This is a genomic window from Aureimonas altamirensis (assembly GCF_023702225.1).
Classification (GTDB): Bacteria; Pseudomonadota; Alphaproteobacteria; order Rhizobiales; family Rhizobiaceae; genus Aureimonas; species Aureimonas altamirensis_B.
In genome coordinates this window covers 172,120-195,963 of sequence record NZ_JAMQCO010000006.1, presented here as the reverse complement: position 1 = coordinate 195,963, position 23,844 = coordinate 172,120, and the positions used below count along the sequence as shown (strand labels likewise).

Below are 23,844 nucleotides of genomic sequence, written 5' to 3'. Positions count from 1 at the left end.
CGGCCGCCATCCTGTGCGGAGCGCAGACGCCCATCAATTCGGCAAATGCGCGAGCGACCTACTCAAAACGGGTGCGTCCCCTTCGGTATTCCGACCTGGAATGGCATGGGAACCATCCATCGCTTGCGGGCCTCCCGTCCGCGCGCGAGTAAGCCCAGCATACGCATTCGCAGACCGAAGGAGCCGCCATCCATGACCTCCCGCGATTTCATGCCAGCCGACGAAATCCGCGCCGATTTCTCGCGTGCGATGTCCGAGATGTACCGGCACGAGGTGCCGCAATACGGCACGCTCATGCAATTGGTGGCCGAAGTGAACTCGAACGCCCTGAAGGCGGACGCGGACCTGGCGACGCGCCTGGCGCGCGCCGGAGAGCTGGATCGCCTGTCGGACGAGCGGCATGGCGCCATACGGCTCGGCACGGCAGCGGAGCTTTTTCACATCGGCCGGCTTTTCGCCGTCATGGGGATGCACCCGGTCGGCTATTACGATCTTGCCGTCGCGGGAATTCCGGTTCATTCGACGGCATTCCGGCCGATCGGCGACGCGGCCTTGTCGAAGAACCCGTTCCGCGTCTTCACCTCGCTGCTCCGGCTCGACCTGATCCACGACGACGCCCTGCGGACAAAGGCCGCCGCCATACTGGAGAAGCGCCGCATCTTCACGCCGGAGGCGCTGGAGCTGGCATCGATGCATGAGGCGCAAGGCGGGTTGACGCAAGGCCAGGCCGAGCGCTTCGTCACGCAGGCGCTCGAAACCTTCCGCTGGCATTCGGAGGCGACGGTGGACCCCGCCACCTACGCCGAGCTTGCGGCCGCGCACCGGCTGATCGCCGATATCGTCTGCTTCAAGGGCCCGCACATCAACCATCTGACGCCCCGCACCCTGGATATCGACGCCGTACAGGCGGCCATGCCGGCACGGGGCATCGTGCCGAAGGCGGTGATCGAGGGCCCGCCTCCGCGCCGGTGCCCGATCCTTCTGCGGCAAACCAGCTTCAAGGCGCTCGAGGAGGACATTCTGTTTCCACAGGCGGATGGGCACGCAGCCGGGCGGCACACCGCCCGCTTCGGCGAGATCGAGCAGCGCGGAGCGGCACTGACGCCGAAAGGACGCACCTTGTACGACGCGCTTCTGGCCGACGTTCGACAGGCAGGCTCCACGGGCACAGCCGGCTCCGGCGCGTCGGGCTACATGGCGGTCCTCATCGACCGCCTCCGCGCCTTTCCGGACGATTGGCAGCAAATGCGTTCGGAAGGATTGGCGTTCTTCCGCTACTCCCCGACCGAAAACGGACGCGCCGCTGCGCGCGCCGGACGAACCGGCGACGATATCGAAACCCTTCTGGCAGCCGGCCACGCCGTTTGCGACCCCCTCGTCTACGAGGATTTCCTGCCCGTCTCGGCGGCCGGCATCTTCCAGTCGAACCTTGGAACGGACGCCCGGTCGGACGTGGCGGCCAACGGCAGCAAGGCTTCATTCGAGAAGGCCCTGGGCCGGTCCGTGCTGGACGAGATGGACCTGTACCGCGAGATGGAGATGCAATCGCTGCAATCGACCCTCGGTGCGTTAAGCGCCTGCACCGCCGCCTGAACGGGAGGCCTTCCCGATCGCCGTTTTGCGTCTAACTAGTGCCGTTCTGCAAACGGAGCCGCTCAATGACTTTATCCATCGTCGCCAAATGTCCTCGAACCAGTCAGTTCGGCGTGGCGGCGGCGACCGAGATGCCGGCGGTCGGCAAGTTCCTGTCTTACGCCTATCCCGGTTTCGGGGCCTTTGCGACGCAGGCGCTGGTGAACCCCTATCTCGGCATCGACGGCTGTACCCTCCTGTCGCTCAGTGTCTCCGCGCGCGGGACGGTGGAGACCGTGCTGGACGACGATGCGGAACGCCACAGGCGGCAGGTCGCCGCCGTCGACAAGGAGGGCCGTGCCCATGCCTTCACCGGCGAAGACTGCCTTCCCTGGGCCGGCCACAGGACAGGCCGCAATGTCAGTGTTCAGGGTAACAGGCTTACCGGTCCGGGCGTGCTGGACGCCATGTTGCAAGCTTTCGAGCAGGATCCGCAGGCCGAGTTGGTAAACCGCCTGATCGCGGCGATCGCGGCCGGCGTCGAGGCGGGCGGCGACCGGGCGGGAGAGAGGTCGGCGAACGTGTATATCGTCGCGGCCGAAGAATATCCCTTATGGGACATCCGGGTGGACGACCACCCGGATGTCGTGTCGGAGTTGCGACGGCTGGAAACCGTGTTCCGGAAGGAACTCTATCCCCACGTGCTGGAGATGCCCTCACGCAGGCGCGCCTGAGGCCGGTCAGGCTGCAGCCGTCACCGTCCTCGCCGAGCGCGTCGCCGTCAATCGAACCGGCTGACGCCGCCGCCCTGGCGCTTCGCTTCGTAAAGGCGTGCATCCGCCCTCGCCAGGGCGGCATCGACGCCCGAGCGGTCAACTGACGCTCCGCCGATTGTGGCGCCGATCCGCACCACGCGTCCGCCGCCGAGATCGACGGGAAGACGGGCAGCTTCGCCCAGGCGGGCGGCGACTTCCGCCGCATGACCCGCAGTTGCCGCCGTCAGGGCGACGACGAATTCGTCTCCGCCGACGCGGCCGATGTGGCCGGATGCTCCGAGGGCATCGCGCAGGCGGCCGGCGACCGTTCGCAGGACATGGTCGCCCATAGCGTGTCCGAACCTGTCATTGATCGGCTTGAACTCGTCGAGATCGAGATACAGCACGTAGGGCCGTTCGGACGGTCCTCCGGCCCCGGCATCCCGCGCCATGTCCTCGATGGTGCCGAGGATCGATACCCGGTTCGCAAGGCCGGTGAGGTCGTCGTTCATGGCAAGAAAGCTGTTGCGCTTCTGGGTGGTGATCGTGGCTGCCACGCTTTTGTGCGCACCCGTGACGAGATGCATGACCCCCAGAAGCCAGATCGGCCCCATGGCCAGAATGATGGACATTTCGCGCAGGCCGGTAAACACGCTGGCCAGAAGAAACGGCACCCCGACGATCAGCACCTGCGCGCGGGCCAGCCGTGGTATGCCGGCATTGTTGTAGGCCGACGTAAAGGCGAAGCCCGTCGTGGTCAGGGCCGCGACGGTGCTCAGCACGATTTCTCCAGTGAGCATGCAGAGCGCACAGACGAGCCCGACCGTCGAGGCCCATGCGATCGCGCTGAATACGACGAGGTTCGAAGCCGCAAGGCCGTTGCGGGCGCGATGCAACGCCAGCATACGCGCCGAGGATGCCGCCATCACCAGGATCAGAAGCGGCAGCGCCGCCGCCGGCATGGAGTAGGCATAGATGGCCACCTGCAGCGTCAGGCATACGCAGCCGAAGGCCACGACCGTTACCCCGCCGGATGTCGTGCGCAGAAGGTCTTCGACGATGGAGCCGTCGGCCGGATTGTCGGGTTTCAGAAACCATGCGACCAACGGGACAGTCGCGCGTTCATGGACGCGCTCTGCAATGCCTCTCAATGCAGTGCCCCCTGCCTAAGCCAGCCTGCCGGTATTCTGCAGTTGCATTCGCGTCCCTGGTAAAGGCGTTAACCAATAGTTTCCTGTTCGGCAAGATCGATGCTTAGGCAGCCAAATATGCCGCGCCGCACAGCAGCATGTGAAGGTTGCCCTTGACGGAAACGTGATCGCAGGGGCAATAAGTGTACCTCTCGTTACGCCCGACCTGAAATCGCCAATGGCTGGAACATCATGCGCCTGCGCCTACCCATCGACCGGCAGACACTTCTTCTTCTGGGCGCTGTTGCCATCGCCGTCGTGTTTCCGGCACGTGGGCAGGCGGCCGAGGTTTTCGAATGGGTCGTCTACGGCGCAATCGCCCTGCTTTTCTTCATGTACGGGGCGCGGCTCTCGCCCAAGGCCGTATGGCAAGGGCTTCTTCACTGGCGGCTCCAGGGGCTTGTCTTCCTGTTCACCTTTGCCTTTTTCCCGCTGCTAGGCCTGTTGGCCGTCCTCGTCCTGAAGCCGGTGATGTCCGATCCGCTGGTGGCGGGCATCCTGTTCCTGACGCTTCTGCCCTCGACCGTTCAATCCTCCATCGCCTTCACGTCCATAGCCGGGGGCAATGTACCGGCCGCGCTGACGAGTGCGTCGCTGTCCAACCTGGTCGGCGTCCTCGTGACACCCCTTCTGGTGATGGCGTTGATGCACTCTGCCGGATTGGGCTTCGGCCTCGACCAGGTGCAGAAGATCGCTCTGCAGATCCTGGCGCCGTTTGCCGCCGGACAGGCGGCGCGCCCGCTGATCGGGGCCTTCCTTGCGCGCCACAGGCCGCTGACCGCCTTCGTGGATCGTCTGTCGATCCTGCTGGTCGTCTACGCGGCCTTCAGCGAAGGCATGAACGCGGGCGTCTGGTCCAGCATAGGTTGGCCTGACCTTGCCCTGACGGTGCTGGCTTCCTGCGTCATCCTGCTGATCGTCCTGGTGGCCACCACCTGGACGAGTCGGAAGCTCGGATTCAGCCGCGAGGACGAGATCGCCATCGTCTTCTGCGGCTCCAAGAAAAGCATGGCGACGGGCATTCCGATGGCCGGCATCCTGATGCCGGGGCCGACACTGGCCATGATGGTCCTGCCGCTGATGATCTTCCATCAGATTCAGCTATTCGCCTGTGCTTGGATGGCTCAGCGCTACGCCGAGCAGGCCCCGGCCGATGCCGGTCATCCGGTTGCGGCACCGGCCGTTTCCACGCGGCGCTGAAGCGTCCTCAGGGCGGCCACCACCGCGTCGGGCCGCTCGAGCGGCAGAAGGTGCCCACAGCCCTCTTCCACCTTCAGTTCCGCATCGCTGTAGACGGTCATGTTGGTTGTCCGTTGCCCCGTTTCGCCGAGATCGCCGTCCTGCGAGCCGACGAGGATCAGGCATGGCATGTCGAGCCTGCCGACTGCCGCTGACCAATCCTCCCGACTGCCGGTTTCCAGCCATCCGGTCCATGCCGCGGCGGAGCTGGCCATGACGTCCGCCACGGCGCGCCGTGCTGCATCGGCCGGCAAGGGCGCGCCGATATTGGCCGAGACGAATTCGGCGGCCTCGGCCTCGTCGATGCGGCCATCCCTGGCCCAGCCGATCATTTCCGCTCGCCTGTCGTCGCTCATTGGCTCCGGCGAAGCCGGCGACCCCGCCAGCAGCAGGACGCCGCGCGCCGGCGGCAGCCTGCCTGCCGTGCCGGACGCGAGGATGGTGGCGAACTTGCCGCCCATGCTGTGGCCGGCCACGATCCAGCCCATGCGGCCCGTACGTCGGGCGATCTCGCCGGCCAGTGCGCCGACGGTCTCGCCGATGCTGCGGGCGCCTTGGCCGGCAGCGCTTCCGAAGCCGGGCAGGTCGGGCGCGAAAACGTCGAATGCCTCCTCGAAACCGGGTGTGATGTCCCGCCATGCATCGCGGCTGGAGCCGAAGGCATGAAGCAGCACGAGAAGCGGCCTTTCGATGATATTGCATTCCGACACGGGAGCGCCCCTTTCGCTTGGTCCCGGACAAACTACCTAGCGGTTATCCGAGTTGCGCACATCGTGGTACCCGATGAAAACCAGATACGTTTCCCTTGTCAATTTTCTGCTGATCGCCGTGGGCGGCGGCCTTCTGATCGGCGCCAACAACGTTCCGGGGGCGTGGTATGACAGCCTGCAGAAGCCGTGGTTCAACCCACCCAACTGGATCTTCGCGCCCGTCTGGACCCTGCTCTATGTCCTTATCGGCATCGCCGGATGGCTCGTCTGGCGCAAGCGGGATCGCCCGGCGCTGACGCTCTGGTTCCTGCAGATGGGCCTGAACTTCGCCTGGACGCCGGTTTTCTTCGGCGCGAACCTGCTGGGTCCGGCGCTGGCGATCGCTCTTGCGATGCTGGCCGCGTCCATCGCGTTCGCCCTTCGCGCGTGGACAGTAGAGCGCCGCGCCGCATGGTGCTTCGTGCCCTATATCGCATGGGTCGCCTTCGCCAGCCTGCTCAACGCCGCAATATGGTGGTTGAACGGTTGAACGCTCAGCCGAGCGGCGGTGCGTAGGCCGACGGCTCCACCATGGCAGGACGGCCCGGCAGGTTCAGTTCCGCGCGGCGCGGTTCGGCCCGGCTGATCAGCCGGCCGCGCCGGTAGACGCGCAGGCGTGGACTGCGAAGACGCACCGCCTCGATGGCGTCCGCAGCATCCAGAATGACCAGATCGGCGTGACATCCCTTCTCCAGCCCATAGGAATCGAGCCCGAAGGCGGATGCGCCGGCATGCGTCACCGCATCGAAGCATCTGGCGACGGCCTCGCGACTGGTCAGATGCCCGGTATGAACGGCCATATGCGCCACATCCAGCATGTCGGCATTGCCCATCGAGTACCATGGGTCCATGCAGCTATCCTGTCCGAAGGCGACGTTGACTCCCATCGCCCACAATTCCGGCACGCGCATCATGCCGCGCCGCTTCGGATAGGTGTCGTGCCGACCTTGCAGCACGATGTTGGCAACCGGGTTCGGCACGCAATGGATCTGCGCCTCGGCAATCAACGGCAGCAACTTGGAGGCGTAGTAATTGTCCATCGAGTGCATGGAGGTCAAATGCGAGCCGGCCACCCTGCCCTGAAGCCCAAAGCGCACGGTCTCGGCCGCCAGGGTCTCGATATGGCGGGACATCGGGTCGTCGGTCTCGTCGCAATGCAGGTCTACCATCAGGCCCCGCTCCGCGGCGATTTCGCACGCCCGGGTTACCGACCGGGCGCCGGCCTCCATCGTCCGCTCGAAATGCGGGATGCCGCCCACGACGTCGACGCCCATGTCCAGCGCGCGCAGAAGGTTCGCCTCGGCATTCGGAGCGCGGAACAGGCCATCCTGGGGGAAAGCCACGAGTTGCAGGTCCAGATAGTCGCGGACCGCATCCCTGACCTCGAGCAGCGCCTCGACCCCGACCAGCCTGTCATCGCACACGTCCACATGGCTGCGTACCGCGAGCAGCCCCTGCGAAACCGCCAGATCGCAATATCGAAGGGCGCGCTCGACGACCGCTTCCCGGGTCAGGAGAGGCTTCAGCTCGCCCCAGAGCCGGATACCCTCCAGCAGCGTCCCGCTGCGGTTCAGGCGCGGAATGCCGAGCGACAACGTGGCGTCCATGTGGAAATGGATGTCCACGAAAGGTGGGCAGACCAGCTTGCCGCCCGCGTCCACCACGTCTCCCGCCTCCCCGCCCACGCCGGCTTCGACGGCCTCGATCCAACCGTCGCGGACGGCGATGTCGATACCGCGCCGTCCGTCCGGCAGCGTCGCGTTGCGGATGATCAGGTCGAAGCTCATGAGCGTTTCCTTGCGCTGCGGAAATAGGCTTCAGGGCATGCCGAATACGAGTTCCATCCGGTCGGCCGGAAAGCGGGTGCGAACGATCTGTACCGGCTTTCCCTCCGGCGTCGAATCGATGGAACGGGTAATCAGCAGTATTGCTTGCGACGTGCAGCGCAGCAATTCCCCATCCTCGGGTCCGGCCGCTTCGGCGGTGACGCGGGTCTCCGACCGCACGTAATCGACCAGCCCTTCGCGCGACAGGGCCTGGGTGATGGAACCACTCTCCGCGTAGGCCTGGACGACGCCCGGATAGTCCTTGGCGGACAGCCAGTTCGTTGCCAGGGAAAGCGGTACGCCGTCGACGACCGAAAGGCACTCCAGACGGTGCAGCACCGTCGATGGCGCGAGGCCGAGGGCGGCGGCCAAGGCCGCGTCCTGCACCCTTTCGGCGCGGATCAGACGCCCGCCGACGCTGCGGGACAACCGCCCCATATTCTCCGAGAACCGCGTGCGCGTGCCGATAGGATAGGGAATTTTCGCCTCTCCCATACGCACGATGCTGGTGCCCTTGCCACGCTCGGTCCTCAGCCACCCGGCATCGCCGAGGGCGGCAAGACCGCGTCGTACGGTATGGCGGTTGACGCCGTATCGCTCTGCGAGCGCGACCTCGCCGGGCAGCTTTCCGACAAACTCCCCGTTGCGGATCGCGTCTTCGATCTGGTCGGCGACCCAGCGCCAGCGTGCCAATCCATCCTGCCGCTCCAAAACAAAACCTCCGGTGTCATCAAGCCGTCATCGGCCATGGCGTATCCAATAGATACAGAGTGTCACTTGTCTATACAAGTAGACATGTTTGGAGAATGGATATGCAAAGTGACGAGACAGTCCGGAGGAAGCGCGCAATCGACGCGGTCGCTCTCTGTCCCCCCGCAAGGTTCGACCAGCTCTACGAGGCGCTGTCCGTCGACATGCCGTCAGCCGAAACTCTGCGCGGACCGGAGATCGGCTCGGTGATGCTGCGCGGGCGGATCGGCGGTGCGGGCGCTCCGTTCAACCTCGGCGAAGCCAGCGTGACACGCGCGTCGGTACGCCTTGCGGATGGGGCGGTCGGGCATTCCATGCTGCTGGGCCGGCATGGCGAGCGCAGCACCAGGGCGGCGCATGTGGACGCCCTCTGGCAGACGCACGCCTATCGCGATGCCGTCGAGGCCCGGTTGATCGAGCCGGCCATCGCCGCGCGCCGGGCCCTTGCCCTCGACGAGCGGGCGCAAGCCGAAGCGACCCGCGTCGATTTCTTCACCATGGTTCGTGGAGACGACGAATGACGCCCCTTGTCGACGCCATCCACGATGGCGGCTTTCGCAACCCGGTCTTCGACGCGCAATCGGTTTTCCGGCGCCTCATGGACGCCTTCGCCCAGCCGGGAACCATCGCCTCGCTGGACGGGGTCGCCTACGGTCCCGGCCTGCCGCCGGCCATGGCAGCAGTGCTGGCGACGCTGTGCGACCATGAGACGCCGGTCTTCCTCCATGCCTGTATCCGGACTGACGCCGCAGCATGGCTGGCTTTCCACACCGGGGCGACGCTTGCGTCGAATGCCGCCATGTCGGCCTTCGCCTGCTTTCCCTCCGGAGCGAGCTTTTCCTTCGACGGCTTCGCCATCGGCACGGCCGACTATCCGGACCGGTCATCGACCGTGCTCCTGACGGTCGAGAGCTTCGACGGGGGCACCGCGCTGGAGCTTTCGGGTCCCGGCATCGAAACGACCCGCCGTGTCCGCGTGGCAGGATTGCCGCAGGACTTCGTCGCCGGCATGGCCGCCAATCGCGGCCTGTTTCCGCTGGGCTTCGACCTCGTCCTCGTCTGCGGCTCGGAAGCGATGGCCCTGCCCCGCACCACCCGTATCAGCGAGGTAGCCTGATGTACGTCGCCGTCAAAGGGGGCGAAGCCTCCATCCGCAATGCCCATCGGCTGATGGCTGCGCGTCGGCGCGGCGATCCGGGCGTACCCGCGCTGACCCTGGATCAGATCGCGGGGCAGCTGTCGCTCGCTGTCGACAGGGTCATGGCAGAAGGCTCGCTCTACGATCCGGAGCTGGCGGCGATGGCCGTGCGGCAATCGCGCGGCGACCTGATCGAGGCGATCTTCCTGATGCGCGCCTATCGCACGACGCTGCCGCGCCTTGCCGCCGCGCTTCCGCTGGACACCGCCTCCATGCGGATCGAGCGCCGCGTCTCGGCGACCTTCAAGGATATACCGGGCGGGCAGATCCTGGGGCCGACCTTCGATTACACCCACCGGCTGATCGATCCGGAGATGGCTTCGGATGCGCCCGTGCCGGCACCGGAAACCCGCCAGCCGGATGAAGACGAAACGTTCTCGCGCGTTACCGACCTTCTCGGCGCCGACGGGTTGATCGAGCCGGACGGGCCCGAAGGCGTCGAGGCGCCCGGCGACATCACCCGCGAGGCGATGGCATTTCCCTTGACGCGCGACCGGCGATTACAGGCGCTGGCGCGGGGCGACGAAGGTTTTCTGCTGGCGCTCGGCTACTCCACGCAGCGCGGCTACGGCCGCACGCACCCCTTCGTGGGCGAAGTGCGCATCGGCTTCGCGACTGTCGAGGTGGAACTGCCGGAATTCGGTTTCGCGGTCGCCATCGGCGAGGTCCGCGTGACGGAATGCCAGATGGTCTCGCAGTTCAAGGGCGCGGATGGCGGGAAGCCGCGTTTCACGCGGGGATATGGCCTCGCCTTCGGCCAGTCCGAGCGCAAGGCCATGTCCATGAGCCTCGTGGACCGCGCGTTGCGCGCGGATGAATTCGAGGAAGAGCGCAAGGCACCGGCGCAGGACGAGGAGTTCGTGATGGAGCACCTGGACAATATCCAGGCGACCGGCTTCGTCGAACATCTCAAGCTGCCCCATTACGTCGACTTCCAGGCCGAGCTGGAACTTCTGCGCCGCCTTCGGGAACAGGATCGGGAGGCTGCCGAATGACCGTGCTGCCGCAATACAACTTCGCCTATCTGGACGAGCAGACGAAGCGGATGATCCGCCGCGCCCTGCTGAAGGCCATCGCCATACCCGGCTACCAGGTACCCTTCGCCGCGCGTGAGATGCCGATGCCTTACGGCTGGGGCACAGGCGGGGTGCAGGTGACGGCGGCGATCCTCGGCCCGGAGGATCGGCTGAAGGTCATCGACCAGGGTGCCGACGACACCACCAACGCCGTCTCCATACGCGCCTTCTTCGAGCGCACCGCCGGCGTCGCCACGACGACGCGCACGGCGGAGGCGTCCATCATCCAGACGCGCCACCGCATACCCGAGACGCCGCTGAAGGAAGGGCAGACTATCGTCTATCAGGTGCCGATCCCCGAACCGTTGCGCTTTCTGGAGCCCAGAGAGACCGAAACGCGCAAGCTCCATGCGCTGGAAGAATACGGCTTGATGCATGTGAAACTGTACGAGGACATCGCGCGCCACGGCGATATAGCCACCACCTACGCCTACCCCGTGCATGTCGAGGAGCGCTACGTGATGGACCCTTCGCCCATTCCGAAGTTCGACAACCCGAAGATGCATATGTCGCCGGCGCTCCAGTTGTTCGGGGCGGGACGCGAGAAACGCATCTATGCGCTGCCGCCGTACACGCGGGTCCGCAGCCTCGATTTCGAGGACCACCCCTTCACCGTCCAGAAATTCTCCGGCGGCTGCGCGCTGTGCGGCGCGACCGGCGTGTACCTGGACGAGATCCTGACCAGCGATGCCGGCGGGCGCATGTTCGTGTGCTCCGATACCGACCATTGCGAAAGCCGGATCGCTTCCGGCCACGCAGGGCCGGCCGATCAAGTCGCGGAGGCCGCCGAATGACCGCGGAACCCATCCTGTCCGTGCGCGGCCTCGAGCGGCGATACGGCACTTTCATCGGCTGCACGGATATCGACTTCGACCTTTGGCCGGGCGAAGTGCTTGCCATCGTGGGCGAATCCGGCTCCGGCAAGACGACGCTGCTCAACTGCATCTCGGCACGTCTGCCGCGCAGCGCCGGCAACGTCTTCTACCGCATGCGCGATGGGCGCTTTGCCGACATCGAAAGCCTGTCGGAAGCCGAGCGCCGCCTTTTGATGCGCACGGACTGGGGCTTCGTTCACCAGAATCCGGCAGAGGGGCTGCGCATGGCGGTATCGGCCGGCGCCAATGTCGGCGAACGCCTGATGGCCGTCGGCCAGCGGCATTACGGACGCCTGCGCGCGACCGCCGAAGACTGGCTCGGCCGCGTCGAGATCGACGCTTTGCGCATGGACGACCGGCCGTCGGCCTTTTCGGGCGGCATGCGGCAGCGGCTGCAGATCGCCCGCAACCTCGTCACCCATCCGCGGCTGGTCTTCATGGACGAGCCGACGGGCGGGCTCGACGTCTCCGTACAGGCCCGGGTGCTGGATCTTCTACGGCAGTTGGTGGCGGAGCTGAACCTGGCCGTCATCATCGTGACCCACGATCTGGCGGTCGCGCGGCTGCTTTCGCAGCGCATGCTGGTGATGAAGGGCGGCCGGCTCGTGGAGGCCGGATTGACGGACCGCGTGCTCGACGATCCCCGCCACCCCTACACGCAGCTTCTCGTTTCTTCCGTCCTGGAGAGCTGACCCATGGCCCTCGAACAACCCGCCCTCAGCGTCCGCGGCGTCGGCAAGAGTTTCGTGATGCATCTGCGCGGCGGCATCGTGCTGCCGGTCGTCGCCAATGTCTCATTCGACGTCCCGGCCGGCGAATGCGTCGTGCTGGGCGGCCCTTCCGGGATCGGAAAATCGTCGATCCTGCGGATGGTGTACGGCAATTATGCCGTCGATACGGGCTTTATCGGCCTGGCGACTTCGGATGGCGTCGTCGACATCGCCGAAGGCGATCCGCGCGCCATCATGGCCGCCCGCCGCGACGGGATCGGCTATGTCAGCCAGTTTCTGCGGGCCCTGCCACGCATCGGCGCCGTCGATGTCGTCGCCGAACCGCTCGTCGCGCGGGGAACGCCTGCCGAGGAAGCCCGCGACAGCGCTCGTGCCATGCTGCAGCGGCTGAACCTGCCGGAAGCCCTGTACGATCTTCCCCCGGCCACGTTTTCCGGCGGCGAGAAGCAGCGCGTCAACATCGCCCGGGGCTTCATCACCGATCACCGGGTGCTGCTGCTGGACGAGCCCACCGCATCGCTGGATGCAGCCAACCGCGATGTCGTCACCGACATGATCCTCGAAAAATTGCGCGGCGGCGTCGCCATACTGGGCATTTTCCACGACCGGCCGGTCCGCGATGCCGTCGCCACGCGCATCGTCGACGTCTCCGGCTTTTCGGCGCGGACATCGCCGGTGTCGCCCGGCGGGCTGTCATCGAATGTTCATCCCGCCGTCATCACCGCCTGATCCTCAACCGTCAGTTTCCTGCAGTTGCAAGAGGACCCTTCCATGAACGCAATCGAAGTCGCGAGCCTTTCCAAGCGCTTCGGCACGACGCAGGCGCTGGATGCCGTTTCCCTGGCGATCGCGCCCGGCGAAATGGTCGCCCTGATCGGTGCTTCCGGATCGGGCAAGAGTACGCTGATCCGTCATATCGCCGGGCTCGAAAAGGGTGATGGCGCGGCCAGCCGGATCGCCATCTTCGGCAGGACGACACAAGAGGGCGGACGATTGTCGACGCAGACGCGCACCATGCGCGGCGATATCTCGGTGATCTTCCAGCAATTCAACCTCGTCGGCCGCCTTTCGGTGCTGACGAACGTTCTGGTCGGCTGCCTCGGGCGCATTCCGCGCTGGCGCGGGACGCTCGGCCTGTTCGACAAGGCGGAGCGCGAGCTTGGCCGCAGCGCGCTGGAGCGCGTGCATATCGGACATCTGGGCCGGCAGCGCGCCTCCACCCTCTCGGGCGGCCAGCAGCAACGCGCGGCCATCGCCCGCACACTGGTGCAGGGCGCGCGCATCCTGATCGCGGATGAGCCCATCTCCGCGCTCGACCCTTCGTCGGCGCGCCGCGTGATGGACGTTCTGGCCGACATCAACGAACGCGAGGGGATTACCGTCCTCGTGTCGCTGCATCAGGTGGAGTATGCGCGGCGCTACTGCCCGCGCACCATCGCCATGCGCGACGGGGCCATCGTCTATGACGGCCCTTCCACCGCTCTTTCCAATGCCTTCCTGGCCGAGCTTTACGGCGCGGCCTCGGAAGAGCTGGTCCTGCCGGACAGCCCGGCGGAGCCCGCAGACGCCCCGCGGCCGAGCCCGGCCCAGTGGCGCAACGCAAGGCGCGTCCCCGAACCCGCCTGACGAAGATACAACCGGAGACATCAGATGAACGCGATCATGAAAAGCATTGCGGGCCTTTCGCTCGCCCTCATGGCAGGCACCAGCGCGCTGGCCGAAGACATCAACTTCGGCATCATCTCGACCGAGTCGCAGCAGAACCTGCGCTCGAACTGGAAGCCCTTCCTCGACGACATGGCCGAGAAGACCGGCCTGACGATCAAGCCGTTCTTCGCGTCCGACTATGCGGGCGTCATCGAGGGCATGCGCTTCGGCAAGGTGCAGATGGCCTGGTACGGCAACAAGTCGGCGATGGAGGCGGTGGACCGCGCCGATGGCGAGGTCTTCGCCCAGACCGTCGCCGAGAACGGCGATCCCGGCTACTGGTCGGTCATCATCGTGCCCAAGGATTCGCCCATCCAGTCGCTTGACGATCTTCTGAAATGCGACAACAGCCTCAATTTCGGGCTTGGCGATCCCAATTCCACGTCCGGCTTCCTCGTGCCGATGACCTTCGTCTTCTCGGCGCGCGACGTGGACCCGAAATCCTGCTTCCGCAACGTCACCAACGCAAACCACGAAACGAATGCGATGGCCGTGGCCAAGGGCCAGTTGGACGCAGCGGCCAACAACACCGAATCCATGGCCTTGATCGAGGCGAACGCTCCGGACGCCTTCGCCGAAATCCGCGAAATCTGGCGCTCGCCCCTGATCCCGTCCGATCCGCTGGTCTGGCGCAAGGATCTGTCCGACGAGACCAAAGAGAAGGTGCGCGATTTCATCCTGACCTACGGCACCGACGACTCCACCGGCGACGTCGCCCATGAGCGCGCCGTGCTTGCCGGGCTGCAATGGGCCCCGTTCCGCGCATCCAGCGACGACCAGTTGCTCCCGATCCGCGTGATGGAAGCGGAGAAGGCGATCGGCCAGGCACGCTCCGACACGAGCCTTTCGGAAGAGGCGCGCGCCGGCCGCATCGCCGAGCTGGAATCGATGAAGAAGACCTTCGAGGAAAAGCTGGCCGCCGCGCCGCAGGGCTGACCCCGGTTTTCACGCCGAAGCGGACGGCGGCGCGCCGTCGCCGTCCGCCGGAAAGGATCGAAGATGAGCGATACCGCGAACATGACGGGAGCCGGGGCCGCGTCGCCGGCACGGACGGCGAAGGGCGCCCGCTGGCAGATGCCGGCGCTTGCCGCCGGAGTGGTCGTGGCCCTTGCCTGGAGCTGGGGCCCGGCCGAGATGGAGCGTTGGCCCTATCTCTTCACCGATGCCGGCAATATGGCGGACTATCTGAGCGGCTTCCTGTCGCCCAACTTCGCCGACTGGCGCTTCTATCTGGAAGAGATGCTCGTCACCATCCAGATCGCGATCTGGGGCACATTCCTGGCCGTCGTCTTCTCCATCCCGCTCGGCATCCTTTCCGCGCACAACATGGTGCCGTGGTGGGTGCTGCAGCCGACGCGACGGCTGATGGATCTGTGCCGCGCCATCCACGAGGTGGTCTTCGCCGTGCTGTTCGTGGTGGCCGTCGGCCTCGGGCCGTTCGCCGGCGTCATGGCCCTTTTCGTGCACACGACCGGCGTTCTCGCCAAGCTGTTTTCCGAAGCGGTGGAGGCAGTGGACCCGCGCCCCATCGAGGCCATCCGCACCACCGGCGCGAGCCGCGTGCAGGAGGTGATCTTCGGCGTCATACCGCAGGTGCTGCCGCTCTGGATGTCGTTTTCGCTGTATCGGCTGGAATCCAACATCCGTTCGGCAACCGTTCTCGGCCTCATCGGAGCCGGTGGAATAGGACAGGTTCTGTTCGAGGTCGTGCGCGGCTTCTATTACGCCGAAACGGCGGCCATCCTGATTATCGTCGTCGTCACCGTCTCGATCATGGATCTCATATCGCAGCGCCTGCGCCGGATGGTGATCTGATGCGCGCCGGCCTCTACTACACTCCCGCAGCGGATTCCCCCCTGACGCTTGCTGCGGCGGAATGGCTCGGCCGTAATCCCTTTACCGGCGGCCCCGCACGCGCACCCGATATCGGGATCGACCCGACGGTCGCGGAGCCGGCGCGATACGGCTTCCACGCCACGATCAAGGCCCCCTTTCGCCTGGCGGCCGGACGCGACCTCGACATGCTCGCCGACGCCCTCGCCGACTTCACGTCCGGACGCGCGGCCATCCCCATGCCGCCGCTGGAGGTGAAGACCATGCCCGGCGGATACATCGCGCTGGCGCCGGCCGTCGAAGACGCCGACCTCCAGGCCCTCGCAGCCGACACCGTGCGCCATTTCGAGCCGTTTCGCGCATCCATGACGGAGGAGGAGCGGTCGAAGCGCCGGCCCGACCGGCTGACGGAACGTCAGCGCGCCAATCTCGACCGCTTCGGCTACCCGCATGTGCTGGACGATTTCCGTTTCCACATGACGCTGACAGGGCGGCTCGGCGCGGAAAGCGCCCCCCTCCTGATGCATCTGAAACGGCGCTTCGCGCCCTTCCTGCGCGACAGGCTCACGCTCGACGCGCTCGCCCTCTTCATCGAGCCCTATCCGGGCGCCCCCTTCACCGTGGCCGCACGTTGCCCTCTCGCCGTCCGCGCGCCCCATCCGGAGTTTATCCCGTGACCCAGGAAACAGTGATGCGTAACGCACGGATCGTCCTTCGCGACAGGATCGTGCACGGCGCGGTCCAGATCCGCGATGGCCGCATTGCCGACATCTCTGACGGCGCCGCACATGGCGAGGATCTGGGCGGAGACACGCTCGTTCCGGGCTGCGTTGAGCTGCACACCGACCATGTCGAAAGCCATTTCGTGCCGCGTCCGAAAGTGCGCTGGAACATCATGGCGGCGCTGCAGGCGCATGACGCGCAGATCGCCGCCTCCGGGATAACCACCGTCTTCGACGCGCTGCGCGTCGGCCTCGACGGGGATACCGAACTGAAGGGCGAGGACGCGCGCGAGATGGCCGGCGCCATCGGAGCCGCGATGGACGCCGGGCGGCTGCGCGCCGATCACTATATCCATCTGCGCTGCGAGGTGTCGGTGCCGGATGTGGTGGACGAGTTCGATGCGATCGCCGGAAATGAGCGCGTGCGACTGGCCTCGCTGATGGATCACGCCCCCTTGCAGCGGCAATTCGTCAGCCTGGATGCCTACAAGACCTACTATCAGGGCAAGCGCCGCATGAGCGACGCCGACTTCCAGCGGTTCTGCGATCGGCGGCTGGCGGAATCGGCCTCCTTCGCCGCGCCCAACCGCCGCAGCCTGGCAGCGCGATGCCGTGAGCGGGCCATCCCCATCGCTTCGCATGACGACGCGACCGCCGAGCATGTGGCGGAGGGCGTCGAGCTGGGAATCCGGCTTGCCGAATTTCCGACCACGCGGGAGGCGGCGCGCCTGTCGCACGAGGCCGGCATGAGCGTGCTGATGGGCGCACCCAACGTGGTGCGCGGGCGCTCCCATTCCGGCAATATATCGGCCCGCGATCTGGTGGAGACCGGCCATCTCGACATATTGTCGTCGGACTACGTGCCCTTCAGCCTGTTGCAGGCCGCATTCCTTCTTGCCGAAGACGATATCATGAGCCTGCCCGACGCCATCGCCCTCGTCACGGATACCCCGGCCAAGGCCGCGGGCATGAACGACCGGGGCCGCCTCGCGCCGGGCCTGCGTGCGGATATGGTTCGAATCCGCACCATGCAGGGCGAGCCGCCCATCGTCGCCGGAGTCTGGCGGGAGGGTCTGCGCGTTGCGTGAGCCGGAAGGTTGCCTCGTGGCCGTGGTGGGCCCCAGCGGAGCCGGCAAGGACACCGTCCTGGCGGCGGTTGCCGAACGCGCGGCCGGCGATCCCGACATGCTGTTCGTCCGGCGTATCATTACCCGCGCGCAAGGTGGGGGCGAGGACAACGAGGCGATGACGCCGGAGGCTTTTCGGGCGGCCGAGGCGACGGGACGTTTCAGCCTGTCCTGGAACGCGCACGAATTGTCCTACGCCCTGCCCGCTTCGGCGCTGGATCACACGCGTGCCGGCGGCATCGCCGTCGCCAACCTGTCGCGGCGGGCCCTGGCTCCCGCCGCGAAGATCTTTCCGTGCCTCGCCGTCATCGAGATCACGGCGCCCGGCGCCGTGTTGCGCGCCAGGCTTCTGGCACGCGGACGCGAGACGGAGGAGCAGGTGGATGCGCGGCTGGCGCGCGCCGTACCGCTGGACGTTCCGGCATCCGCGCGCCTTCATGTACGGATCGACAATTCCGGGCCGCTCGCCGGCAGCATCGACCGGTTTGTCGAGGCACTGACAAGGCTCCGAGAGCAGGCGGCAGCCTGAGAATCAGCGCAGGAACGTCCTGAACCGCCGCAGTGAAATGGCGAAAAGGGCCGTGCCGATGGCCGCCAGCGCCAGCAATTGCGGCCACACGACGGACAGGCCCGCCCCGCGAAACAGAACCGATTGTGCCAGGATCACGAAATGGGTGTTCGGCGCGGCCAGCATGATCGTCTGGATGATGTCCGGCATACTCTCGCGCGGGGTCATGGAACCGGACAGAACCTGGAGCGGCAGCAGCACGAGGATGAGCAGCATGCCGAATTGCGGCATCGAGCCGGCCAGCGTGGCCAGGAAGATGCCGAGCGACGTCGTCGCGAAGAGTTGCAAGGCGGCGCCGAACAGGAACAGCGTCGCAGAGCCTTCGATCGGAACGCCGAGCAGCCCGCGCACCACCAGCAGCAGCGAGGCCGTCGCCGCGATCAGCACGACGAGGCCCATGGACCAGACCTTGCTGGCCATGATCTGGAACGGCGTCACGGGCATGACCAGCAGGTGCTCGACCGTGCCATGCTCGCGCTCGCGGATCAGCGCAGCCCCCGTCAATACGATCGATAGCAGCGTGATCGAGGAAATGACGTTGGTGATCGAGCCGAACCAGCCCTTGTCGAGTTCCTGGTTGAAGCGCGCGCGCAAGGACAGTTCTACCGGCAGTTCGGTGCGGCCGCCGCTGCGCGCCAGATACTGCCCGACCTCGCCGGTCACGATCTCCTGGATGGACCGGTTCCCCGTGAAAGCCTGCGACATGCGGGTCGCGTCGACGTTCAACTGGATGGTCGGCTGACGGCCGGCCAACAGGTCGCGCTGGAACTGCGGCGGTATGTCGAGCGCGAACGTATCCCGGCCGGAATCCATCCTGGCATCCATCTCGAATGGAAGGATGTCGGCGGGCTGTGTGAAATAAGGCGGGTAGAAGGCCGTGAAGATACGCTCGGAGATTTGCGAGCGATCCTCGTCCACGATGGCGATCGGGGCATGGTTGAGCGTCTCGGGAAGCGCCCGGGCCCCGGTATAGACCGACAGCGTGAAGGCGTAGACGATCAGGATCAACAGCATCGGATCCCGGATCAAGCCGCGCAGTTCCTTGACGCCGAGGTGGAAGATCGCGCCCATCAGCGGGCCTGCTTGCGCAGGAGGAGCGCTCCGGCCACCAGCAGGACCGGCTCGGTCACGAGCAGCGGAACGAACGCCCCGCCGAGTTCGGCGAAGCCGAGCCCCTTGGAAAAGGTCCCGCGCGAGATCGTCATGAAGTAGCTGGTGGGATAGATCCTGCCGATGAAGGCCCCGGCGCCCTGCAGGGACGATACCGGGTCGATCATCCCCGAATATTGCACGGCCGGTATCAACGTCAGCAGCGCGGTTCCGAAGATCGCCGCGATCTGGCTGGACATGAATGTCGAGATGAGAAGGCCCATTCCCGTCGCGATAACGACATAGATGAGGGCGCCGGTCGCCAGGGTCAGGAAGCTGCCCGTCAGCGGCACGCGGAAGACGACGATGGCGAAAACCGTCAGAAGCGCGAAGCTGAGCATCGCGAGAACGACATAGGGCAATTGCTTGCCGAGCAGGAATTCCAGTCGTGTGACGGGCGTGACGTAGAAGTTCACGATGGAGCCTAGTTCCTTTTCCCGCACCACGGACAGTGCCGCCAGCATGGCCGGGATAAGCAGGATCAACAGCGGTATGACCGCCGGAACGATGGCGTTCAGGCTGCGGACGTCCGGGTTGTAGCGATAACGCGTCTCTATATTGAAGCTGCCGGCGGCGGCCCTGTCGCCGTAAAGCGCGCGTGCTTTCTGCGCCAGCCATTGCTGATGCATGCCCTGCACGTAGCCGCTGACCGTTTCGGCGCGCATCGGCATCGCACCATCGATCCAGGCGCCCACCTCCACCGGTCCGCCACGCAGCAGATCGCGCCCGAAACCGGGCGGCAGCTCTATCGCTAGGCTCAGTTCGCCGTCGCGCATGCGGCGGTCCATCTCTTCGTAGCTCGTCAGGGGCGCGTGTTCGATGAAATAGCGGGAGCCTGCGATATTCAGCGCGTAATCGCGGCTGATGGAAGAGTCGTCGCGGTCGAGTATGGCGAAGCTCAGATCCTCGACATCCATGTTGATGCCATAACCGATGACGAACATCAGGATGACGCTGCCAAGGATGGCGAGCGTCGCGCGGATCGGGTCGCGCCGGAGTTCCAGTTGCTCGCGGTGCGTGTAGCTGAGCATGCGGCGGGGGTCGAAGCGGCGGCGCGTACGCCTGACGGCTGCCTCGCCGGTCGACTTCGTGCCGGCTTCCGGGGCGCGAGGCTTCGGCTGCGGACCCATGGCGCGTTCCAGAACGGCGATGAACGCCTCTTCAAGGGTAGCGGCGCCCTCGGCCCTCACGATCCCGTCCGGCGTGTCCGACTTCAACACCTTGCCGGCATGCATGAGGGAAATCCGATCGCAGCGTTCGGCCTCGTTCATGAAATGGGTCGAGATGAAGATCGTGACCTTGTCCTTGCGTGACAGGTCGATCAGTTGTTGCCAGAACGCGTCGCGCGCGACCGGGTCGACGCCCGAGGTCGGCTCGTCCAGGATGAGGATGTCGGGCTTGTGGATCAGCGCTACGGCGAGCGAAAGCCGCTGGCGCACGCCGAGCGGCAGGGCGTCCGGATAGCTGTCTGCGACGTCCTCCAGGTCGAAGCGGGCCAGCATGTCGTCGACACGGTCGGTGATCTCGCCTTCGGGAAGCCGGAACAGCCTTGCGTGCAAGGCCAGGTTCTGCCGGACGGTCAACTCGGTATAGAGCGAGAAGGCCTGAGACATGTAACCGACCTTGCGTCGGATATCGAGATCGCTCGCGTCCACCTCGCGGCCGAACAGCCGGGCCGTACCTTCGCTGGCCGCCAGCAGCCCGGTCAGCATTTTCATGGTGGTCGATTTTCCCGAGCCGTTGGAACCCAGAAACCCGAAGATCTCCCCGCGCGGAATACGGAAACTGACGTCGTCGACAGCGGTGAAATCGCCGAAACGCATGGTCAGATGTTCGGCCTCGATGGCGATCTCCTCATCCGCATCGGGCACGCGCGGCGCGATAGCTATGTCGGCATGTCCGCGGCGTTCCGCCTCGGGCAGGAGCGCTATGAAAGCCGCATCGAGGCTGTGTTGCCCGGTCCGTCCCAGGATCTCGTCCGGCGTGCCGGTGGCAAGAACCTTGCCGTCGTTCATTGCTACCAGCCAGTCGAAGCGGGCCGCCTCTTCCATGTAGGCCGTTGCCACCAGCACGCTCATGCCGGGGCGGCTCTTGCGAATGACGTCGATCAACTCCCAGAACTGGCGCCGCGACAGCGGATCGACGCCGGTCGTCGGCTCGTCGAGAATGAGAAGATCGGGGTCGTGGATCAGCGCGCAGCACAGGCCGAGCTTCTGCTTCATGCCGCCCGACAATTTCTGCGCCGGCCTCCCGGCGAAGGCCGTCAGCCCGGTTGCCTCCAGGAGATCGGCGATACGCCGCTGCCGCTCGGCCTTGTCATGGCCGAAGATACGACCGAAGAAATCGACATTCTCGAAGACCGACAGGGTCGGATACAGGTTCTTGCCGAGCCCCTGCGGCATGTAGGCGATGCGTGGACCGGCAAGGCGGCGGTGCTCCGCATCCGCCATGTCGCCGCCAAGTACAGAAACCGTGCCCGTCTGGATTTCCGTCGCGCCGGCGATCAGCGAGAGCATGCTCGATTTGCCGACGCCATCGGGCCCGATCAGCCCGACCGTGATGCCGGCCGGTATGGTGAGCGTGATCCCGTCCAGGGCCTTGACCGCCTTGTAGGCGAGGCGGATCCCTCCAAGCCGTACAACGGGCGCGACAGCGTCCATGCGGGCCTACTCGGCCAGGTTGTCGGACAGGCGCGCCGGCCATTCCACATCCGGGTCCAGCCGCACATAGGCGACCCCGGGCAGGCCCGTCTTGACCATGTCGATATACTTTCGCAGCAGATCCGCAGGGATCCGGGCCCGCACGCGGAACATCAGCTTCTCCCGTTCGTCGGCCGTCTCCACCGTCTTCGGAGTGAACTGCGCGACATCGGCGACGAAGGAGATCGTCGCCGGGATGGTCACGTCGGGCAACGCATCCAGAACCAGGCGCGCCTCGCTGCCGATGGACACCCGTCCCGCCTGTGCCGTAGGCAGGAAGAAAGTCATGTAGACGTCGGTCAGATCCACGAGGTTCAGCACGCGCCCGCCCGCCGCCAGAACCTCGCCCGGCTGGGCGACCTTGTATTGTACCCGCCCGTCCTTCGGGGACGTCAGGGTGGCGTCGGCGATATCGGCATCGATGCTTTCGATGGCGGCGCGCGCGGCATCCACGGCCGCCTCCGCATCCACGACCGAGGCCCGCGCCGCGTTGACGCCGGCTTCGCCGGCCGCGTATTGCGCCTCGGCCGCGGCCAGAGCCGCGACACTTCCCTGCTGGGCGGTGCGGTCGTCGTCCAGCACCTGTTGCGATACGGTATTGCCGCGCGACAGGCGTTCCGAGCGCTCCAGGCGGCGCTGCGCGGCGTCGCGCTGCACCTTGCGCTGCTCCACCACGGCGGCGGCAGCGCGCAGCTCCGCTTCGCGTTGCGCCACCTGCGCATTCGCGGTTTCGACGGCGATGGTGGCGCGGCGCAATTCCGCTTCGGCCTGACGCCTGTGCGCTGTAAGCTGATCGGTATCCATCTGGGCAAGAACCTGCCCCGCAGTAACGAAGGCGCCCTCCTCCACGTCGATGGACCTGAGCCGGCCGGGCGATTTCGTGGCGACGTCGATTTCCACCGCCTCGATACGGCCGTTGCCGCTGGCGAAGGAGCTGCCGAGATCGTCGCCGCCCCGCCCGAAGAGGAGGAAGAGAAGGAGCGCCACCACCGCCAGAACGGCGACGAGACGCCAGCCGCGAAGAAGCTTGCCCATGGCGATTCCCTTCCTGCCCTCAACACCAGTATGCAGCACTGGTCGAGCTATTCAAGAATGAGAGACGGTATCTGGAAATGCGGACGAAGCTGTCGTATAGGAGCACGTCCCTGCCGGAATCGATTGCGTGTCCGGCACGTTGCACCGTGCGGGTGTGGTGGAATTGGTAGACGCGCCGGACTCAAAATCCGGTTCCGAAAGGAGTGTCGGTTCGACCCCGACCACCCGCACCACTCAGACGCGGATGCTCCGCAAGAGCATCTCGCAGCCAAGCAGCAGCAGACAGATCAGAAAGCCGCGCCGGAATGCCGTCGGGCTGATCCGCTTGCGCAGCCTCTGGCCAAGCGCCATGCCCGCCAATGCCGGAAGGACCGCCAGCGCGGACAGGCCGATATCAGCGAACTCCAAACCGCCATGCATGCCTATTCCCAGTGCAAGGGCGACGGTGGACACGGTAAACGACAGGCCCAGCGCCTGGACCAGATCGTCGCGCTCGAGGCCGAGCGCCTGCAGATACGGGACCGCCGGGATGACGAAGACGCCGGTCGCGCCCGTCACGAGCCCCGTGACGAACCCCACAAGCGGAGAAAGCCACGGTTCGTGCCTGGGCGGAATGGTGATCTGGCGGGCAAGCAGGGTGTAGCCAGCATAAAGGATAAGGGTCGCTCCCAGTGCCGCGGTGGCCGCACCTGTGCCGGTACCGCTGATAATGCCGGCACTGGCCAGCGTTCCGGCGGCCACGGCAAGCATCATGGTCCACAGGCGTGCGACGATTGCGGAAAGGTTTCCGCCGGTCAGAAGCTGCCAGACATTCGTGACGAAGGACGGCACCAGAAGCAGCCCGGCCGCCGCGAGGGGCGATATGAGCGCGCCGAGGACGCCCATCGCGACCGTTGGAAGGCCCATGCCGGTGATGCCCTTGACGAGCCCTGCCATCAGGAAGGTGGCGGCCAGGACGAGCAACAGGCTGACGGAGGGATCGTTCATGGCTTATCGATGCCCGTCCGGGAGCCGTTCAGCAAGCCGGAAGTAATATGGGGCGG

Annotated in this window: 24 protein-coding genes and 1 tRNA gene; 17 read left to right on the top strand and 8 right to left on the bottom strand. The window is 65.9% G+C overall.

Features of this window, described 5'->3' with window-relative positions; genetic code table 11:
• Window positions 1-192: 192 nt before the first annotated feature.
• Together hglS and NDN16_RS11980 are read left to right on the top strand one after the other, a co-directional pair.
• A complete protein-coding gene (hglS, locus tag NDN16_RS11985) occupies window positions 193-1,593 on the top strand; it encodes a 2-oxoadipate dioxygenase/decarboxylase HglS (protein ID WP_251113814.1) in 1,401 nt (466 codons plus the stop codon).
• A 65-nt stretch (window positions 1,594-1,658) separates the two neighbouring features.
• Window positions 1,659-2,306: a DUF1028 domain-containing protein gene (locus NDN16_RS11980; RefSeq protein ID WP_251113813.1), complete on the top strand. Its 648-nt coding sequence runs from the start codon at window positions 1,659-1,661 to the stop codon at window positions 2,304-2,306.
• Between the two features lie 47 nt (window positions 2,307-2,353).
• On the opposite strand, the gene NDN16_RS11975 is transcribed toward NDN16_RS11980, so the two are convergent.
• Entirely contained in the window at window positions 2,354-3,478 is a 1,125-nt protein-coding gene (locus NDN16_RS11975) for a GGDEF domain-containing protein (protein WP_251113812.1), read from the bottom strand.
• A gap of 231 nt (window positions 3,479-3,709) precedes the next feature.
• Between NDN16_RS11975 and NDN16_RS11970 the strand changes: the two genes are divergently transcribed.
• On the top strand, window positions 3,710-4,717 hold the full coding sequence (locus NDN16_RS11970; protein WP_251113811.1) for a bile acid:sodium symporter family protein: 1,008 nt from the start codon (window positions 3,710-3,712) through the stop codon (window positions 4,715-4,717).
• On the opposite strand, the gene NDN16_RS11965 is transcribed toward NDN16_RS11970, so the two are convergent.
• Window positions 4,678-5,466 carry an alpha/beta fold hydrolase gene (locus tag NDN16_RS11965; protein WP_251113810.1) on the bottom strand — a complete coding sequence of 263 codons (789 nt, stop codon included), beginning with the start codon at window positions 5,464-5,466 and terminating at the stop codon, window positions 4,678-4,680. The two genes, NDN16_RS11970 and NDN16_RS11965, sit on opposite strands and share 40 nt — an antisense overlap.
• Before the next feature lie 73 nt (window positions 5,467-5,539).
• Between NDN16_RS11965 and NDN16_RS11960 the strand changes: the two genes are divergently transcribed.
• Complete coding sequence (locus NDN16_RS11960; RefSeq protein WP_251113809.1) at window positions 5,540-5,995, top strand: TspO/MBR family protein; 456 nt, start codon at window positions 5,540-5,542, stop codon at window positions 5,993-5,995.
• A 4-nt stretch (window positions 5,996-5,999) separates the two neighbouring features.
• Here NDN16_RS11960 and NDN16_RS11955 read toward each other — a convergent pair whose 3' ends face one another.
• Entirely contained in the window at window positions 6,000-7,292 is a 1,293-nt protein-coding gene (locus NDN16_RS11955) for an amidohydrolase family protein (RefSeq protein ID WP_251113808.1), read from the bottom strand.
• A 30-nt stretch (window positions 7,293-7,322) separates the two neighbouring features.
• Entirely contained in the window at window positions 7,323-8,042 is a 720-nt protein-coding gene (phnF, locus tag NDN16_RS11950) for a phosphonate metabolism transcriptional regulator PhnF (protein ID WP_251113807.1), read from the bottom strand.
• Window positions 8,043-8,143: 101 nt separating this feature from the next.
• On the opposite strand from phnF, the gene phnG reads away from it, so the two are divergent.
• From phnG to phnN, 12 genes are all read left to right on the top strand, one after another.
• On the top strand, window positions 8,144-8,602 hold the full coding sequence (gene phnG / locus NDN16_RS11945) for a phosphonate C-P lyase system protein PhnG (protein WP_251113806.1): 459 nt from the start codon (window positions 8,144-8,146) through the stop codon (window positions 8,600-8,602).
• Window positions 8,599-9,198 (top strand): phosphonate C-P lyase system protein PhnH, encoded by a 600-nt coding sequence (gene phnH, locus NDN16_RS11940; protein ID WP_251113805.1) that lies wholly within the window; start codon window positions 8,599-8,601, stop codon window positions 9,196-9,198. The genes phnG and phnH overlap by 4 nt, the downstream gene beginning before the upstream one ends.
• Complete coding sequence (locus tag NDN16_RS11935; protein ID WP_251113804.1) at window positions 9,198-10,274, top strand: carbon-phosphorus lyase complex subunit PhnI; 1,077 nt, start codon at window positions 9,198-9,200, stop codon at window positions 10,272-10,274. The genes phnH and NDN16_RS11935 overlap by 1 nt, the downstream gene beginning before the upstream one ends.
• Entirely contained in the window at window positions 10,271-11,149 is an 879-nt protein-coding gene (locus tag NDN16_RS11930) for an alpha-D-ribose 1-methylphosphonate 5-phosphate C-P-lyase PhnJ (protein WP_251113803.1), read from the top strand. Before NDN16_RS11935 ends, NDN16_RS11930 begins: the two co-directional genes overlap by 4 nt.
• Window positions 11,146-11,922 carry a phosphonate C-P lyase system protein PhnK gene (gene phnK / locus NDN16_RS11925; RefSeq protein ID WP_251113802.1) on the top strand — a complete coding sequence of 259 codons (777 nt, stop codon included), beginning with the start codon at window positions 11,146-11,148 and terminating at the stop codon, window positions 11,920-11,922. Before NDN16_RS11930 ends, phnK begins: the two co-directional genes overlap by 4 nt.
• A gap of 3 nt (window positions 11,923-11,925) precedes the next feature.
• Window positions 11,926-12,690 carry a phosphonate C-P lyase system protein PhnL gene (gene phnL, locus NDN16_RS11920; RefSeq protein WP_251113801.1) on the top strand — a complete coding sequence of 255 codons (765 nt, stop codon included), beginning with the start codon at window positions 11,926-11,928 and terminating at the stop codon, window positions 12,688-12,690.
• Between the two features lie 42 nt (window positions 12,691-12,732).
• On the top strand, window positions 12,733-13,587 hold the full coding sequence (phnC, locus tag NDN16_RS11915; protein ID WP_251113800.1) for a phosphonate ABC transporter ATP-binding protein: 855 nt from the start codon (window positions 12,733-12,735) through the stop codon (window positions 13,585-13,587).
• 24 nt (window positions 13,588-13,611) lie between these two features.
• Window positions 13,612-14,604 carry a phosphonate ABC transporter substrate-binding protein gene (gene phnD, locus NDN16_RS11910; protein WP_251113799.1) on the top strand — a complete coding sequence of 331 codons (993 nt, stop codon included), beginning with the start codon at window positions 13,612-13,614 and terminating at the stop codon, window positions 14,602-14,604.
• Between the two features lie 63 nt (window positions 14,605-14,667).
• Complete coding sequence (phnE, locus tag NDN16_RS11905; RefSeq protein WP_251113798.1) at window positions 14,668-15,483, top strand: phosphonate ABC transporter, permease protein PhnE; 816 nt, start codon at window positions 14,668-14,670, stop codon at window positions 15,481-15,483.
• The gene (locus NDN16_RS11900) at window positions 15,483-16,178 is read left to right on the top strand and encodes a DUF1045 domain-containing protein (protein WP_251113797.1); all 696 of its coding nucleotides are present in this window, start codon (window positions 15,483-15,485) and stop codon (window positions 16,176-16,178) included. The genes phnE and NDN16_RS11900 overlap by 1 nt, the downstream gene beginning before the upstream one ends.
• Complete coding sequence (locus NDN16_RS11895) at window positions 16,175-17,311, top strand: alpha-D-ribose 1-methylphosphonate 5-triphosphate diphosphatase (RefSeq protein WP_251113796.1); 1,137 nt, start codon at window positions 16,175-16,177, stop codon at window positions 17,309-17,311. Before NDN16_RS11900 ends, NDN16_RS11895 begins: the two co-directional genes overlap by 4 nt.
• Window positions 17,304-17,879 (top strand): phosphonate metabolism protein/1,5-bisphosphokinase (PRPP-forming) PhnN, encoded by a 576-nt coding sequence (phnN, locus tag NDN16_RS11890; RefSeq protein ID WP_251113795.1) that lies wholly within the window; start codon window positions 17,304-17,306, stop codon window positions 17,877-17,879. The genes NDN16_RS11895 and phnN overlap by 8 nt, the downstream gene beginning before the upstream one ends.
• Window positions 17,880-17,882: 3 nt before the next feature.
• Here the strand turns inward: phnN and NDN16_RS11885 are convergent, their stop codons facing one another.
• The 3 genes from NDN16_RS11885 to NDN16_RS11875 are packed head-to-tail and all read right to left on the bottom strand — an operon-like array spanning window position 17,883 to window position 22,801.
• Window positions 17,883-18,989 (bottom strand): ABC transporter permease, encoded by a 1,107-nt coding sequence (locus tag NDN16_RS11885; protein WP_251113794.1) that lies wholly within the window; start codon window positions 18,987-18,989, stop codon window positions 17,883-17,885.
• Window positions 18,989-21,727 carry a ribosome-associated ATPase/putative transporter RbbA gene (rbbA, locus tag NDN16_RS11880; RefSeq protein WP_251113793.1) on the bottom strand — a complete coding sequence of 913 codons (2,739 nt, stop codon included), beginning with the start codon at window positions 21,725-21,727 and terminating at the stop codon, window positions 18,989-18,991. The genes NDN16_RS11885 and rbbA overlap by 1 nt, the downstream gene beginning before the upstream one ends.
• Before the next feature lie 6 nt (window positions 21,728-21,733).
• On the bottom strand, window positions 21,734-22,801 hold the full coding sequence (locus NDN16_RS11875) for an HlyD family secretion protein (protein WP_251113792.1): 1,068 nt from the start codon (window positions 22,799-22,801) through the stop codon (window positions 21,734-21,736).
• A gap of 148 nt (window positions 22,802-22,949) precedes the next feature.
• On the opposite strand from NDN16_RS11875, the gene NDN16_RS11870 reads away from it, so the two are divergent.
• Window positions 22,950-23,034: transfer RNA gene (locus tag NDN16_RS11870), tRNA-Leu, on the top strand.
• Window position 23,035: 1 nt separating this feature from the next.
• Here the strand turns inward: NDN16_RS11870 and NDN16_RS11865 are convergent.
• Window positions 23,036-23,788, bottom strand: coding sequence for a sulfite exporter TauE/SafE family protein (locus tag NDN16_RS11865; protein WP_251113791.1), 753 nt, complete (start codon window positions 23,786-23,788; stop codon window positions 23,036-23,038).
• Between the last annotated feature and the right edge of the window lie 56 nt (window positions 23,789-23,844).

Excerpts from the sequence above, each read along its gene's own strand:
- NDN16_RS11955 (WP_251113808.1), bottom strand. The coding sequence starts at position 7,292 with ATGAGCTTCGACCTGATCATCCGCAACGCGACGCTGCCGGACGGACGG.
- phnC (WP_251113800.1), top strand. The coding sequence starts at position 12,733 with ATGAACGCAATCGAAGTCGCGAGCCTTTCCAAGCGCTTCGGCACGACG.
- phnE (WP_251113798.1), top strand. The coding sequence starts at position 14,668 with ATGAGCGATACCGCGAACATGACGGGAGCCGGGGCCGCGTCGCCGGCA.
- NDN16_RS11930 (WP_251113803.1), top strand. The coding sequence starts at position 10,271 with ATGACCGTGCTGCCGCAATACAACTTCGCCTATCTGGACGAGCAGACG.
- phnH (WP_251113805.1), top strand. The coding sequence starts at position 8,599 with ATGACGCCCCTTGTCGACGCCATCCACGATGGCGGCTTTCGCAACCCG.
- NDN16_RS11970 (WP_251113811.1), top strand. The coding sequence starts at position 3,710 with ATGCGCCTGCGCCTACCCATCGACCGGCAGACACTTCTTCTTCTGGGC.
- NDN16_RS11935 (WP_251113804.1), top strand. The coding sequence starts at position 9,198 with ATGTACGTCGCCGTCAAAGGGGGCGAAGCCTCCATCCGCAATGCCCAT.
- rbbA (WP_251113793.1), bottom strand. The coding sequence starts at position 21,727 with ATGGACGCTGTCGCGCCCGTTGTACGGCTTGGAGGGATCCGCCTCGCC.
- NDN16_RS11875 (WP_251113792.1), bottom strand. The coding sequence starts at position 22,801 with ATGGGCAAGCTTCTTCGCGGCTGGCGTCTCGTCGCCGTTCTGGCGGTG.
- phnL (WP_251113801.1), top strand. The coding sequence starts at position 11,926 with ATGGCCCTCGAACAACCCGCCCTCAGCGTCCGCGGCGTCGGCAAGAGT.
- NDN16_RS11865 (WP_251113791.1), bottom strand. The coding sequence starts at position 23,788 with ATGAACGATCCCTCCGTCAGCCTGTTGCTCGTCCTGGCCGCCACCTTC.
- hglS (WP_251113814.1), top strand. The coding sequence starts at position 193 with ATGACCTCCCGCGATTTCATGCCAGCCGACGAAATCCGCGCCGATTTC.
- NDN16_RS11960 (WP_251113809.1), top strand. The coding sequence starts at position 5,540 with ATGAAAACCAGATACGTTTCCCTTGTCAATTTTCTGCTGATCGCCGTG.
- NDN16_RS11980 (WP_251113813.1), top strand. The coding sequence starts at position 1,659 with ATGACTTTATCCATCGTCGCCAAATGTCCTCGAACCAGTCAGTTCGGC.
- NDN16_RS11900 (WP_251113797.1), top strand. The coding sequence starts at position 15,483 with ATGCGCGCCGGCCTCTACTACACTCCCGCAGCGGATTCCCCCCTGACG.
- phnG (WP_251113806.1), top strand. The coding sequence starts at position 8,144 with ATGCAAAGTGACGAGACAGTCCGGAGGAAGCGCGCAATCGACGCGGTC.
- phnD (WP_251113799.1), top strand. The coding sequence starts at position 13,612 with ATGAACGCGATCATGAAAAGCATTGCGGGCCTTTCGCTCGCCCTCATG.
- phnK (WP_251113802.1), top strand. The coding sequence starts at position 11,146 with ATGACCGCGGAACCCATCCTGTCCGTGCGCGGCCTCGAGCGGCGATAC.
- NDN16_RS11885 (WP_251113794.1), bottom strand. The coding sequence starts at position 18,989 with ATGGGCGCGATCTTCCACCTCGGCGTCAAGGAACTGCGCGGCTTGATC.